Annotated in this window: 13 protein-coding genes; 2 read left to right on the top strand and 11 right to left on the bottom strand. The window is 60.0% G+C overall.

Annotation, left to right across the window (positions count from 1 at the left end; genetic code table 11):
* The first annotated feature begins 201 nt into the window (after nucleotides 1–201).
* Nucleotides 202–1,659: a sensor domain-containing diguanylate cyclase gene (locus CLV83_RS10205; protein WP_132291399.1), complete on the top strand. Its 1,458-nt coding sequence runs from the start codon at nucleotides 202–204 to the stop codon at nucleotides 1,657–1,659.
* On the opposite strand, the gene CLV83_RS10200 is transcribed toward CLV83_RS10205, so the two are convergent.
* The 7 genes from CLV83_RS10200 to CLV83_RS10170 form a co-directional block, all read right to left on the bottom strand.
* Nucleotides 1,656–2,108: a hypothetical protein gene (locus tag CLV83_RS10200; protein WP_132291396.1), complete on the bottom strand. Its 453-nt coding sequence runs from the start codon at nucleotides 2,106–2,108 to the stop codon at nucleotides 1,656–1,658. The genes CLV83_RS10205 and CLV83_RS10200 overlap by 4 nt on opposite strands.
* 91 nt (nucleotides 2,109–2,199) lie before the next feature.
* The gene (locus tag CLV83_RS10195; protein ID WP_132291393.1) at nucleotides 2,200–3,027 is read right to left on the bottom strand and encodes a phosphodiesterase; all 828 of its coding nucleotides are present in this window, start codon (nucleotides 3,025–3,027) and stop codon (nucleotides 2,200–2,202) included.
* The gene (locus CLV83_RS10190) at nucleotides 3,021–4,121 is read right to left on the bottom strand and encodes an ABC transporter ATP-binding protein (protein WP_132291390.1); all 1,101 of its coding nucleotides are present in this window, start codon (nucleotides 4,119–4,121) and stop codon (nucleotides 3,021–3,023) included. Before CLV83_RS10190 ends, CLV83_RS10195 begins: the two co-directional genes overlap by 7 nt.
* A complete protein-coding gene (locus CLV83_RS10185; protein ID WP_132291387.1) occupies nucleotides 4,118–4,954 on the bottom strand; it encodes an ABC transporter permease in 837 nt (278 codons plus the stop codon). The genes CLV83_RS10190 and CLV83_RS10185 overlap by 4 nt, the downstream gene beginning before the upstream one ends.
* A gap of 15 nt (nucleotides 4,955–4,969) precedes the next feature.
* Nucleotides 4,970–5,818, bottom strand: a complete 849-nt coding sequence (locus CLV83_RS10180; RefSeq protein ID WP_132291384.1) for an ABC transporter permease — start codon at nucleotides 5,816–5,818, stop codon at nucleotides 4,970–4,972.
* A 66-nt stretch (nucleotides 5,819–5,884) separates the two neighbouring features.
* The gene (locus CLV83_RS10175) at nucleotides 5,885–6,904 is read right to left on the bottom strand and encodes an ABC transporter substrate-binding protein (protein ID WP_132291380.1); all 1,020 of its coding nucleotides are present in this window, start codon (nucleotides 6,902–6,904) and stop codon (nucleotides 5,885–5,887) included.
* Nucleotides 6,905–6,925: 21 nt separating this feature from the next.
* Nucleotides 6,926–7,951, bottom strand: a complete 1,026-nt coding sequence (locus tag CLV83_RS10170) for a LacI family DNA-binding transcriptional regulator (protein WP_132291377.1) — start codon at nucleotides 7,949–7,951, stop codon at nucleotides 6,926–6,928.
* A gap of 548 nt (nucleotides 7,952–8,499) precedes the next feature.
* On the opposite strand from CLV83_RS10170, the gene CLV83_RS10165 reads away from it, so the two are divergent.
* Nucleotides 8,500–10,008, top strand: a complete 1,509-nt coding sequence (locus tag CLV83_RS10165) for a sensor domain-containing diguanylate cyclase (protein WP_132291374.1) — start codon at nucleotides 8,500–8,502, stop codon at nucleotides 10,006–10,008.
* Nucleotides 10,009–10,048: 40 nt separating this feature from the next.
* On the opposite strand, the gene CLV83_RS10160 is transcribed toward CLV83_RS10165, so the two are convergent.
* From CLV83_RS10160 to CLV83_RS10145, 4 genes are all read right to left on the bottom strand, one after another.
* Nucleotides 10,049–10,381: a DMT family transporter gene (locus tag CLV83_RS10160; protein WP_132291371.1), complete on the bottom strand. Its 333-nt coding sequence runs from the start codon at nucleotides 10,379–10,381 to the stop codon at nucleotides 10,049–10,051.
* Between the two features lie 154 nt (nucleotides 10,382–10,535).
* Nucleotides 10,536–11,306, bottom strand: coding sequence for a 3-oxoacyl-ACP reductase FabG (gene fabG / locus CLV83_RS10155; RefSeq protein ID WP_132291368.1), 771 nt, complete (start codon nucleotides 11,304–11,306; stop codon nucleotides 10,536–10,538).
* Entirely contained in the window at nucleotides 11,303–12,658 is a 1,356-nt protein-coding gene (locus CLV83_RS10150; RefSeq protein ID WP_132291365.1) for an aspartate aminotransferase family protein, read from the bottom strand. Before CLV83_RS10150 ends, fabG begins: the two co-directional genes overlap by 4 nt.
* Nucleotides 12,658–13,644 carry a phosphotransferase enzyme family protein gene (locus tag CLV83_RS10145; protein WP_243642356.1) on the bottom strand — a complete coding sequence of 329 codons (987 nt, stop codon included), beginning with the start codon at nucleotides 13,642–13,644 and terminating at the stop codon, nucleotides 12,658–12,660. The genes CLV83_RS10150 and CLV83_RS10145 overlap by 1 nt, the downstream gene beginning before the upstream one ends.
* Nucleotides 13,645–13,696 lie beyond the last annotated feature (52 nt).

Here is a 13,696-nt window from a genome sequence, read left to right as displayed (position 1 = left end):
CCCACTAACCAGGAGGGCGCCGAGTGCGCCCTCCTGCATTATTCCCCCCGCAACTCCCCTGTAACCCATCCGCTGACAATGCATCCTGCATGGACTTGCCTCACACTTCGCTATAACCTTCTCAAACTCGCAAACCTGACCGGCACGTCAACGTGCTCAGCACAGCTCGAAGCTCTGATACGCTCTTTGGATTAGCCGCCCGTGACCAAGAAATACCAGATCCTTATCGTTCTCTGCCTGATTCTGTTCACAGGCTTTATCTCCACCAGCCTGATCAGCTACTTCACCGCCCGGGATACACTTTCGCGCGAGATTGAAGAGAGCACCCTGCCGCTCACCGGCGATAACATCTATTCAGAGATTCAGCAGGATCTGCTGCGGCCTATCTTTATCTCGTCACTGATGGCCCACGATACTTTCGTGCGCGATTGGGCCCTGGCTGGCGAGGAGGATGACAGCGCCATCACCCGTTACCTGAGCGAGATCGAAAAGCGCTACGACACCGAAACCGCCTTCTTCGTGTCGGAAAAAACGCGCCACTATTATCATCCTCAGGGCATGATCAAAACGGTGGACAAAAACGACCCACAGGACTCCTGGTACTTCGACTTCAAGAACAAGGTCGATCAGTACGAGATCAATATCGATACGGACACCGCCAAGCCGGACCAGATCACCGTCTTCATCAACTACAAGGTGTATGACTACGACGGTAACTTTATCGGCGCCACTGGCGTGGGGCTCTCCACCTCACTGGTGAAGCAGCTGATCGAGGATTACCAGCGCCGCTATAACCGCGAGATCTTCTTCGTAGACCGGCTCGGCAAGGTCACCATGCACGGTGACTCCTTCGATGGTGAGGAGCAGCTGCGCGACAGCAAAGAGCTGGGCATCTATGCCACCCGGATTCTCACCTCGCCCAGCACCAGCTTCAATTACAGCGATGACGAGGGCCAGACCCACTACGTTAACAGCCGGCTGGTGCCGGAGTTTCAGTGGTACCTGATCGTACAGCAGGCCAACAACCGTGCCACCGAGCAGATCTACACCACGCTGATCTGGAACCTGATCTGCTCGGCCCTGATCACCCTGGCGGTACTGCTACTGGCCTGGCTCACCGTGGGCAAGTTCCAGCGTCGCCTGGAAGCGATGGCGCATACCGACAAGCTTACCGGCCTGGCCAACCGCCAGATGCTGGATCAGTGGCTGCCGCTACAGATCGCCCAGGCTCAACGGCGCTCTGAAGCACTCAGCTGCGTGATTGCGGATCTGGACGGTTTCAAAGAGGTGAACGACAACTACGGTCATCCCACCGGCGACCTGCTGCTGCAATCCATTGTCGAGCAGTTTGCGCCGCTGACCCGCTCCTCCGATCTGGTCTGCCGTTGGGGCGGGGACGAATTTATCTTCTTCCTGCCCGGCAGCAACCTGGAACAGTCGCAGCACTTTGCCGAGCGCCTGCGTCATGCCGTTGAGAAACACCACCTGAAGGTCAACAAGGAGCTGATCAGTGTGTCGGTCAGCCTGGGTGTGGCGCAGCTGGAAAAACATGACTCACCGGACGACCTGATCCTGCGCGCCGATCACGCCCTGCTGGCGGCCAAGGATGAGGGCCGCAACAGGGTGGTCAGCCACGTGGTAGCAGTCCCGGCTGTTTAGCGATGCTGGCGGTAGCGATAGTGATGATCGCGACGGTAACGCAAGCGATGGTCGCGGTGATGCCGATAGGGGCTGTGACGCGGTAAACGGTCGATTCTGACCCGATGAGACGGACGCAGGTTGATATAACCGGGCAGCACCCGCACACCCACCCAGCTGCTCCGATGTGAAGGACGGGGCCGGTAGTAATAGCTCCCCGAGTTAATCCCCAGGTAGACATTCACATCGGGGTAGAAAAAGAAATCGTCGTAGTCACTGTCGTAGTAACCCTGCACACCCACAGTGGTGCGGCTGCTGACGTGACTATTAACGTAACCACTGCCGTGGCCGTTGTAGGCTTCGTAGCTGCAGCCACCCAGCAGCAGCGACGCGAGCAACACCAGACAGATGTTGTTGAGACCGATGATGTGAAGCCAAGTGTTGTTAAGACAGGTGTTGTTGGCAGACATGATGCACCTCCCTCAGATCGTCAAGGAGCCTTACCCACATAAGACTCCCCCCGAGCTGAACCGGTGCTGAAAACCATGCGGCCGTGACGGCTCAGTCGATCAGCCGCCCCGCCGCATCAAAAAAGGGATAGGGCCCGTCGCAGTTACCCACTGGCGTCATATGGCTGAGCAGGGTACCGCTATCCGGATGCAGGTAGAGTAAGCGGATCAACGCGGGCTCCAGCGTAAAGCTGGACGCTGCGCCCGGTTCCAGATCCAGGGTGACCGCGTGGTTATGGGCCGGCGCCACATAAACCGGCCGTCCCTCCCAGATAAACTCCACCGGACGGTGTAGATGCCCGCACAGGATCAGCTCCACCTGGGGATGACGCCGCAGCACCACCGCCAGCCGTTCCGCCTCCTGCAGACACTGCACATCCATATGGGTGATCCCCACCGCCAACGGCGGATGGTGCATAAACAGCAGAGTGCGCTCCTCCGGCCGTTCGGACAGCGTCGCCTCAAGCCACTGCACCCGCTCTGAATCCATCAGACCATAGGGTTTGCCCGGTTCGCTGGTATCCAGTGCGACCAGCCTTAAAGGCTGATCTTCCAGGGCATAACTCAGGTGCCCGTCGCCGGAGGGCAGATAAGCATGATCGGCAAACCCCTCGCGCATGGCGCCGCGTTCATCGTGGTTTCCGGGAATGACGTGAAACGGCATCTGCAGACGATCCAGCGCGAGCCGCGCCTGACGGTATTCCGCCAGGGTGCCGAAGTCGCCCAGATCACCGCTGACCATCACCAGATCCGGGCGGGGCTTCATTGCATTAAGGTGATCCACCGCACGCTCCAGCGCCGTGTAGGTATCCACCTTGCCGGCGTACGCCAGAGCGCCGCCCGCCTTGATATGCAGGTCGCTAAGCTGGGCTATCAGCATGGGCTCACCTCCCGCACACTTTCGCTGCGGATCGGTTCACGGGGTTCCAGAGCGATCATTTTCTCGCTGCGCACACGGATACCGACCCGCTGCCCCGGGGCAAACTCGACCCGGCCGCTACTTTCCACCAGCACCTGACGCGGCATGATGCCGGCAAGCCAGAGCCGGTTACGGTCGCCGACAAACTGAGTCTGTTCAACCACGCCCTGCAGATGCGCATCGACGCTATCCATATCAACCAGCTCGATATCTTCCGGGCGGCAATAAACCCGCGCTTCGCCATCGGCCAGGTGCGGACAGTGCAGACGGCCGCCGGGCAGCGTCATCCACTGGTTTCGGACTTCGCCCTCAAAGGCGTTGATCTGGCCGATAAAGTCGGCGACAAAATCGCTCTGCGGCTGGAAGTAGATCTGCTTTGGCGTACCGATCTGTGCCACCCGACCGTGATCCATCACCACGATACGGTCGCCCAGCGCCATCGCCTCCTCCTGATCGTGGGTGACGTAGATCGCGGTGATCCCAAGCGAGCGCAGCAGCCGGTCGATATCGGCGCGCAGGCGGTCACGCAGAATCGCATCCAGTGCTGTCAGCGGTTCATCCAGCAGCAATACGCGAGGGTTGGTGATTATCGCCCGTGCCAGCGCCACCCGCTGACGCTGGCCGCCGGAGAGCTGATCGATCTTGCGCTCGGCCAGGTGACTCAGCTCCATCATCTGCAGCATCTCATCGACGCGCTGACGGATCTCTGCCTTGGCGCACTTCTGCACCTTCAGGCCGTAGGCCACGTTCTGCGCCACGCTCATATTGGGAAACAGCGCATAGGACTGGAACACCATACCGACCTGACGCTTTTCAATCGGCAGCCGGGTCACATCCTCATCGCCGAATAGTATCCGCCCGCCTGCGTCCGGGAACTCCAGCCCCGCGATCATGCGCAGCGTGGTGGTTTTACCGCAGCCGGAAGGCCCCAGCAGCACCAGGGTTTCACCGGCGCGGATCTCCAGGTCCAGCGGCTGCAGCGCTCGATTACCATCGGCAAAGGTTTTGCTGCAGTTTTCCAGGCGGATCGATACGCCCTGTTGATCTAGCTTCATGAGGTAACTCCTTTAGCAACCGGCGCCGGCGTCTGCACTGCAGGTCTGGCTTGAGCCTTGCGACGGTGACCGTTCCACTGCGTCGCCAGCAACAGCGGCAGCAGCATCACGAGAAAGATAAGCGTGTAGGCGCTGCTGATCTCCAGCCGCATCGAGGCATAGGCATCGGCCAGCCCCACCGGCAGGGTTTTGGTCAGCGGCGTATGCAGCATCCAGGTCAGATTGAACTCGCCTACCGAAAGCGTCAGCGTCATCAGTGCACCGCTGACGATACCGCCGCGGCAGTTGGGCACGATCACATCAAAGAAGCGGCGCAGGAATCCGGCGCCCAGGCTCGATGCGCCCTCTTCCAGCTGGCGGAAATCGATGCTGTGCAGCACCGCGACCACCGCCCGCACCATAAACGGCAGGGTATAGATGACGTGCCCAATCAGGATAAACAGCCAGCTGGTACGCAGGTCCTGCACGCCGCCGTAGGCGATGATCAGCGCCAGCGCGATCGCCAGTCCCGGAATCGCCACCGGCAGCACCAGAATCTCCTCGAACAGGCGTGCCCAGCGGCTTTTAGAGCGCGCCAGCACATAGGCCGCTGGTACGCCCACCAGCAGGTTCACCGCCAGGGTGGCCAGCGCCAGCTTCAGCGTGAGCCAGAGGGTATCGCTGTAGATCGACAGCACCTCCTGCACCCAGCGCAGCGTCAGCCCGCTGCTGATCCCTTTGAAATAGTTTTCGGTAACCCCGGCGGTGACCGACATCAGCACCGGCACCAGCATGAAGGCGCAGATCAGCAGGGTGAATCCCAGCTGCAGATAATAGGAAGGCGTTCGTTTCATTCTCGATTCCTCCACTCAGGCCGCCGGGCTGGCATCGGCGCCAGACAGCATGCGGGCCAGAAACAGCACCAGCCAGGTAATCAGCCCCAGCAGTATGCTCAGCGCCGCGGCCATGGCGATGTTGGCGCCCAGGGTAAACTCGGTGTAGATGGTCATCGGCAGCACATTGATATCGGTGGCCAGCGCAAAGGCGGTACCGAAGGCTCCCATGGAGGTGGCGAAACAGATCGCCCCGCTCGCCAGCAGCGCGGGCTTGAGACCGGTGAGAATCACATCGCGAAAGATGCGGTAGCGGGAAGCGCCGAAGGAGCGCGCGGCTTCTTCCAGCTGATAGTCCAGCTTTTCTGCGGCGGCGATCACCGTGAGCAGCACCCGCGGAATGGAAAAATAGACATAGCCGACAAACAGACCGGCGATGGAGTAGGCAAAGGTCCAGCGGGTCCCGTCCAGCATCAGGCCCAGCTCGGCACTGAGCCCCTGGCGGCCGCCCAGCATGATTACCAGAAAGCCGATCACCACACCGGGAAATGCCAGCGGAAAGGTCAGCAGCGACACCAGCAGCGACTTGCCGGCAAACTCGTTGCGCGCCAGAAACAGGCCGCAAACCACGGAGATCGCCAGGGTTACCAGGGTGACGGACACCGACAGCAGCAGCGTATCGATCAGGCTGCTTAGATAACGCGCCTCGGTCAGCGCCTGCCAGTAATTGGCGCCCCACTGATCGCCCTCAAAAGAGATCACCAGCAACCGCGCCAGCGGCAGCAGGAAGAAGGCGGCGGAGATAATCAGCACCGGCAGCAACAGCAGTAACAGGCGTGCCGACTGCTCGCCGCGCAGCCAGCGTCCGGAAAGGGTGTATTTCATCAATCACTCGTCCAACGGGTAAAACGGATGCCGGCTTGCACCGGCACCCAAGGTCAACTGTCAGGATCAGTTGACGCCTTCGAGGTAAAGGCTCTGGAACGTCTTCTGTACTTCCGCCATCTTGGCGTAATCCACGGACTCGGCACGGGCGTAATCGGAGGCCGGCAGGAACTTGGCTTCCACTTCCGGGCTCATCGCTCCCGGACGTACCGGGCGCAGGAAGGCGTTGGCCCAAACCGCCTGGCCTTTGTCAGACAGGATGAAATCGAGGATCTTGCGGCCCGCTTCGGCGTGCGGTGCGTTTTTCACCAGGCTCATCACATAAGGCACCACCACTGTGCCCTCCTGCGGAATCACGAACTCGACGTTGGCGCCATCCTTGTACTTGGCGCGGTAAGCGTTGAAATCGTAATCCAGCATGATCGGGATCTCGCCGGAGATCACGCGGGAATAAGCGGTCTGCTTCGGCACGATCGGGTCGTTGTCCTTCAGCTTGTTGAAGTACTCGATGGCCGGTTCGAAGTTATCCAGGTCGCCGCCCAGAGCACCGTTCAGACCCACCGACGCGGCGTAACCGACGAAGGCGCTGGTCGGATCCAGGTAACCCACCATGCCGTTGTACTGCGGGTCGAGCAGGTCGTTCCAGCTCTGCGGCACGGGCTTGCCATCCAGGGCATCCACATTCACGAAGAAACCGATGGTGCCGGAGTGGATGGTAAACCAGTTGCCTTCCGGGTCTTTCAGGCCGTCCGGGATCTCATCCCAGTGCGCAGGCTTATAGGCTTGGGTCACGCCCTTTTCCTGGGCGGTGATGCCGAAAGAGACGCCGTAGTAAGCCACGTCCGCCACCGGGTTGTTCTGCTCTGCCAGCAGCTGGGACAGGGTCTGGCCGGAGTTCTTATTATCAAAGGGAACGGTATAGCCCAGCTCCTCCTTGATCACCTCCAGTTGGGTGCCCCAGTCGGCCCACTGCGGCGGGCAGTTGTAGCAGATCGCATCAGCATCGGCTGCCTGGGCCGATCCATGGAACATTCCGGTGGTCAGTACCAGGGCAGAAAACAGCTTGGTCGCAGGTTTCTTGAACATGAGAACTCTCTCTTGAGTGGGTCAGGATAGATGATCAGGAGGTGGTGCCACGGTGCCATCCATGAGCAACTGATGGCCGAGAGTCCGGCCCGTTTGCCCGGGGATACCCCGTTTATTGGTTAACAGCTGGTCCACAGCCGCCGCGCCGATCTCTGCATTCGGCGTGCGGATACTGGCCAGGTTGGGTTGTCTCAGGGTGCCGGCCTGAATGCCGTCAAAGCCGACGATGGACACATCCTCAGGCACGCGAATGCCCAGGAGTTGAAGTTTCGCGATGGTAGCCAGGGCCAGCAGATCGTTGGAGCAGAACCAGGCCGTGGGCGCTGAGCCGGGCTGCTCATAAACGCGGTGGATCTCCCCCGTCAGCCCAACGGCATTGACCGGGTCCACCTGTACCAGCTGCGCCAGCTCCAGGTTGCGGTACCTGAGCCCGGCCAGAAAACCGGCGTGGCGGTCCCGCGCCCGGTCGGTACGCTGAAAATCACCGGATACCATGCCGATGCAGCGATGCCCCAGGTCAGCCAGATGCACGGCCACCTCAGCGGCGGCGCGATAGTTATCCACACCGATATATCCGCATACCTGCTGCCGCGGCACATTGTGCATCAGGCAGTAGGGCACGCCCTCTTTATCAAGCCGCGCCAGGGCATCGCTACTGGCGGCGTCATTCACCGTCAGCAGCACACCCTCAACCTGGTAGCCCAGCAGCGTGGCCACGGCACTGCGCTCCAGCGAAAGGTCATAGTCTGAGGAGAGGATAATCGGCGTCAGCCCCTTTTCGCGGGCACGCTGCTGAATGCCCGAGGCGGTCTCGGCAAACACCGGGTTGGTGAGGCTGGGCAGGATGACACCGATGACACTGCTGCTGGCGGTTTTCAGCGCACGGGCAGCCATACTGGGCGCGTAACCCAAGGCATCCACCGCCTGACGCACCCGCTCAGCCGTATCCGCCTTGATCGGCCCCTTGTCATTGATCACCCGGGAAACCGTAGCGACCGACAGACCGCAGTAGCTGGCTATATCCTTGATTGTGGCTGGTTTGTTCATCCGCCCTCCTTCCGATGGAAAGCAAGGTTAGATGCGCCAAATTACAGAAGTGTTAACGATTAACTACGATATGTAAACGTTTACATGACAGCCCAAAGACAATCTCGAATCGGATGTGCAGATGATCCGGTTTCTCATCCTTCACGTATTCATTCAGCAGATCACCAGCCGCCAAGCCGAACAGTTAAGCCGCAATCATCCACCCGCTAGAAGGATTAGGTTCCATCCAGCTACAAACGGATGTAGATTCTCGCTCGCGGATCTCTCAGCAAGGCTCCGCTCGGGGTTTACCCGGCACACCGCAAAAGGGAATTTCACGGCATAGCATCTATCATGGAAGGTGATTAAACGCGCTCAGTCTCTGATGACCGAACGCCCCATTTGCGGAAAACAGGATTCAAGGCTTGCCCAACACTCCACGTAAACCTACGCGCCACTGGCCAAGCAGGCTGGCACCCAGCTCCTTATGCGGGCGCTTTTTCTCAGGCCTTGTCATCCTTCTGCTCCTGGCCCTGTTGGCGATAATACTGACCGGCAAGCTCATCGTTTTGCCCAAGCTCCTGGTGCATGAACGCGATGACGCACTTGGCGAGCTCAATCGGCTGGATCGCGTTATCCACACTGACCTGCATTATCTGGCCACCACCACCAAGGACTGGGCCGCCTGGGATGACACCTACGCCTTTATTCAAGGCAAACAAAACGACTACCCGGTGAGAAACTTCAGCTTCGAAATGTTCAACGATATGGACTACGACCTGATGCTGTTTTTCACACCGGAGCTTGAGCTGCACTGGACGGCCGGTATCGATTCCAACACTGGCAACTTCAGCTCCTGCCCGGATCTTACCCAACGCTGCTCCTGGGCGGCGCCTCTTGCGTCTCTGGCACGTGACAAGCTCGCCAACCGAGCGGTTGTGGAGATCGATCACAACCTGGAGGGCGAACCAGAAACCAATTTTCTCCTCGTCAATGACGGCCAGGTGTTCAATGTGGCGGCACACGCCATTCACCACACCGACGATACCGGCCCTTCTGAAGGCTGGCTGGTGCAACTGCAGGTGCTGGACGAGGCCTGGGTCGAAAAGATTTCAACACAAACGGCACTGGCGATGCAGTTTCAGTTAGGCCAGCAGGAGGATCTGGGTACACCGAGTATTGAGCCGATTTCGGATGAACAACTCATCGCTCGGAAACAGCTCTCCGGCACAGATGTACCAGTACAGATCGGCATTAAGATTCATCGCAGTAACTTCATGGAACGCCTTGCCGCCATGCGCTACAGCCAGCTCTGGACAGCAGGCTTGCTGGCAACAGTGATTCTTCTGGTCCTTGTACTGCTTGAACGGACGGTACTTCTGCCACTGCGTCAGCTGGCACGCTTTACCCGAGAGGCGCGGGCAGAGATCAACGAGGCCACGCTGAGCTCTGCGCTGCTGGAACGCCGTGATGAGGTCGGCGAGCTGGCACGGGAATTTACCCACCTTATCCAGCAGCAGCGGATGAAGCGCACCAGCCTGGAAAACCTGTCACTGACCGACCACCTGACCGGGCTGGCGAACCGACGTTGTTTTGATGACCGGCTAAAAGCACTGTTCAACAAGGTCGAGCATAAAGGCCAGCCAGTGGCGGCGATCCTGTTCGATGTGGATCACTTCAAGGCTTATAACGACCGCTATGGTCACCAGGCGGGCGACCAATGTCTGATCATGCTTTCAGATAGCGCGCAGCGAACGGTCAGTTCCGAGGCGGGTGCTGATGCGCTTCTGGCACGTATCGGTGGAGAGGAGTTTGCGGTGATCCTGCCCGGCGTCGAGGAAACCCAGGCTGTAGAACTGGCAGAAGCGATACGACGCGGTATCGAAGCGCTTGTGCTCAGACACGAAGGCGCCGCACGTGGCTTCGTCACCATCAGCTGTGGTCTGTCCTATCTACCCAGAATATCGGAAGCCAGTTCCAGCGACCTGCTGAAAACCGCGGATGATGCGCTTTATCGCGCCAAGGAAGGGGGAAGAAACCAGGTGGTAAGAGCTGCGGTCAGCCCCGCTCAGGACTGACTTCTGCTACCCGGCGATACGATTACCAGCGCCTTCCTTCTTAATGAACTGCCGTTTTCGAGAACAGGTTGATCACGGCAACTCCGGCGATCACCAGACACATACCCGCCACCGCCGGCATATCCAGGCGCTGGTCATAGAGCAGCCAGGACACCAGCGCCACCAGCACCACGCCCATGCCGGCCCAGATCGCGTAGGCGACCCCCACGGGGATCGTCTTCAATGTCAGCGCCAGCAGATAGGCCGCCAGCACATAGCCGACCACAGCGATGGTGGCAGGGATGGGGCGGGTAAAGCTTTCGCTTGCCTTCAGCGCCGAGGTCCCGATCACCTCCGAGACGATGGCGATAGTCAGCAACAACCAGGGATTCATTAACCTTACCTCTATCAAACTAACGACGGCGCCACCCCCTGTGGCGTGCCCGAGGCTGAGGATGCTGACACCAGCGTAAAGGGAAGGCAACCCGGAAGGCCGCCTTCACGGAAACTCGCCGGAGCAAACGGCTTATTCCAGCGCTGCCAGCGACTTATCCCAAAGCTTCCAGCGATTCGGGCAAAATCTGGCCGCCATCCACCACCAGAGTCTGGCCGGTGATATAGGCCGCCGCCGGTGAGGCGAAAAACGCCGCCGCCTCGCCGATATCTTCCACGCTGCCAAGACGCTTCAGTGGAATTGATGCCGCCATCTGGCCCAGGTACTCCTCACCCATACCTTCTAGCCCCTCGGTAATGATATTGCCCGGCATCACCGCATTGACGGTAATCCCGTACTTCGCCATCTCGATCGCCGCCGTGCGCACAAAGCCAAGCTGCCCCGCCTTGCTGGCGCCGTAGTGGGACCAGCCGGGAAAGCCGGTGACCGGGCCGGTAATCGAAGAGGTCACCACAATGCGCCCCGCGCTGCTCTCTTTCAGCGCCGGAATCGCCGCCTGCACAGTGTTGAACATCCCCTTAAGGTTGGTATTGAGCACCAGGTCCCAGTCGTCCTCACTCATGGTTTCCAGATCCGCAGAGGGAAAGATACCGGCGTTAGCGCAGAGCACATCCAAACCACCAAAGGCGCTCTGCACCTTTTCCACCGCGCTCTTCAGCGAGGCGCGATCGGTCACATCTGCGCTGACCGCGATCGCCTCGCCGCCGGCTACAACAATAGCGGCCACCGCCTCTTCGGCAGCCTCCGCATGGCGGGCCACCAGCGCCACCTTATAGCCCTGGGCGGCGAAAACACGGGCGATACCCAGACCTATGCCTTTGCTGGCACCAGTCACCATTGCGACACGCTTGCTTGTCTCAGTCATGATGTAACTCCTCCAAGATCATTGATCAGCACCTGGCGGAGCTGCTCCAGCAGCAGGTGCCCATGTTCGGGTTTAAAACAGAGTGGCGGACGGATCTTCAGCACGTTGCCATAGAGGCCGGCAGCACCGATCAGTACCCCGCGATGGCGCAGCGCATTGATGATCCGGCTGCAGGCGAGCGGGTCCGGCTGGTTGTCCGCAGCAACGATATCCACACCGATAAACAGCCCGGCGCCACGCACCCGCGCCAGCTGCGGAAACTCATCGCAGAGCCCACTTAGGCCAGCAAGCAGCTCATTGCCGGTGCTCAGAGCATTGGCCTGAAGCTCCTCTTCCACCAGCGTATCGAGCACCGCCTGGGCCGCCGCCACCGCCACCGAAGAGCCACCGAAGGTATTGAAATAGCCGGTTTGGGCAGCCAGTTCCGCCAGCAGCGCTTCCGGCGCCGCAAGCCCCGCCACCGGATAACCGTTACCCATCGGCTTGCCGAAGGTGACGATATCCGGCATCAGTCCGTGGCGGGCAAAGCCCCAGAACTCGGAGCCGGTGCGGCCAAACCCGGGCTGCACCTCATCGGCGATCAGCAGACCGCCGGCGTGCTGAACCCTTCGCACCGCAGGCGCCAAAGCGCCGGCGGGATCGGCATAAACACCATCGCTGGAGAAGATGGTATCGATCAGCAGCGCCGCACAACCAAAGCCGCGTTCATCAAGGAGTTCGATGGCGTTCGCTACCTGGGTATCCAGGTAAGCCGCTGCATCCAGGCTTTCATCGTTGAGCGGTTCCAGGTCGATACAGACCACAAAATCCGGCACCTGCCCCTGCTTCATCGACGAGGGCGAAACCTCGGTCACCGCCGCCGTATTACCGTGATAAGCCGCCGCCGAGACGATCACGCCCTGTTTGCCGCTGTGCAGGCGCGCCAGCCGAAGCGCCAGATCGTTGGCCTCGCTGCCGGTACAGGTCATCACCAGCCGCCCGCTATCCAAAGGCAGCGTGCCGAGCAGCTGCTCGGCGTAGCGGTGCAGCGCCTCGTCCAGATAGCGGGTATGAACATTGAGCCGCACCATCTGCTGCGCCACCGCATCGATCACCCTGGGGTGGCAATGCCCCAGCACCGGTACGTTGTTATAAACATCGAGATAGCGTTTGCCCTCGGCATCGAACAGCCAGACACCCTGGCCCTCGACCATCTCGATCGGCTGGTCGTAAAACAGCATAGAGGTGGGACCCACCAGCTCGCGGCGCTGGCGGATCAGTGAGTCCAGATGGTCATTGCCGCTGCTGCGCGCAAAGTTAAAAGCGTTCTGGTCGAGGATTGAACGCGTATCGCGCTTCGTTTCCGCGCTCATTAGAACTCCCCCTCGAGATAGCGCTGAGCCAGGCTGGCCGTGCCCGCCGCGTACCCCTCGCCAAACTCTGCATAGGTGCCGCTTTCGCTGTGATTGGCCAACCAGGCGGTGAGCATGATACGGCGGATCATGATGAAGCTGGCAAGCATCGCTTCATCCTCAGCGGTGAACTCCCCTTTTGATCGGTAGCCCTTCACCCAGGCGCTCTGCAGTTCAGGGATCGACGGATCCAGCTCGTAGAAGCTGATGGCGGCGGCAAAATCGTAGGCGAACCAGCTGATACCGCAGTCATCGAAATCGATCACCCAGAGTCGGTCATCATCGACCAGCAGATTCGCCAGGCGCAGGTCAGCATGTACCAAGCCAAAGCGGTCAGAGCCGGCGCCATATGCTTCGACACGCTGCTCTATTTTCGCGATAGCAGCCGCTATCAACGCCTCGCTCTGCGCATCCAGCCCCTCTGCGCTGCGCCAGTCACCCCAATGACCATCGGCGGCGAGCATGGTGTTCAAGTTCCACTCCTTGCGCACAAAACCTTCCGGCCTTGGCCACCGGCGGCTGTGCTGATGCAAGGTGGCCGTCACCGCACCCAGCTGTTCAAACCAGCGTGGCAGATCTTCACCCACGTTGGGTTCGTTGCCGGCCACAAAATCAAACGCCACCACCGCGTAACTTTCGCCATCGACCTCGACCGAGCAAACACGCCCCGCCTCGCCATCAATAATTGCCGGCGTATGCAGCGCATTATCGGCGCGCAGTGCTTCGATCCAGGCCAGTTCTGACTCGATCTCCCCCGGCTGATGATAGTTCGGCCGGTGCAGACGCAGGATCAGGCGCTGGCTGTCGTCTGCCGAGCGGGCCAGATAAGTGATGTTCTCCGAGACGGTGAGCATCTCCACCTTGGAACCTGGGGGTAAACGCCAGTTGGCCAGAGACTCCTCCAGCCGCTGCCGGATCGCCTCGATCAGTGCGTCGGTATAGATCATGGGACTCCTGACTCATCTTGTTTCGCGCAATGGAGCTGCAACCGCATAAAGC

It is taken from the genome of Marinobacterium mangrovicola (genome assembly GCF_004339595.1).
Classification (GTDB): domain Bacteria; phylum Pseudomonadota; class Gammaproteobacteria; order Pseudomonadales; family Balneatricaceae; genus Marinobacterium_D; species Marinobacterium_D mangrovicola.
This window is presented reverse-complemented; position numbering and strand designations above follow the sequence as displayed.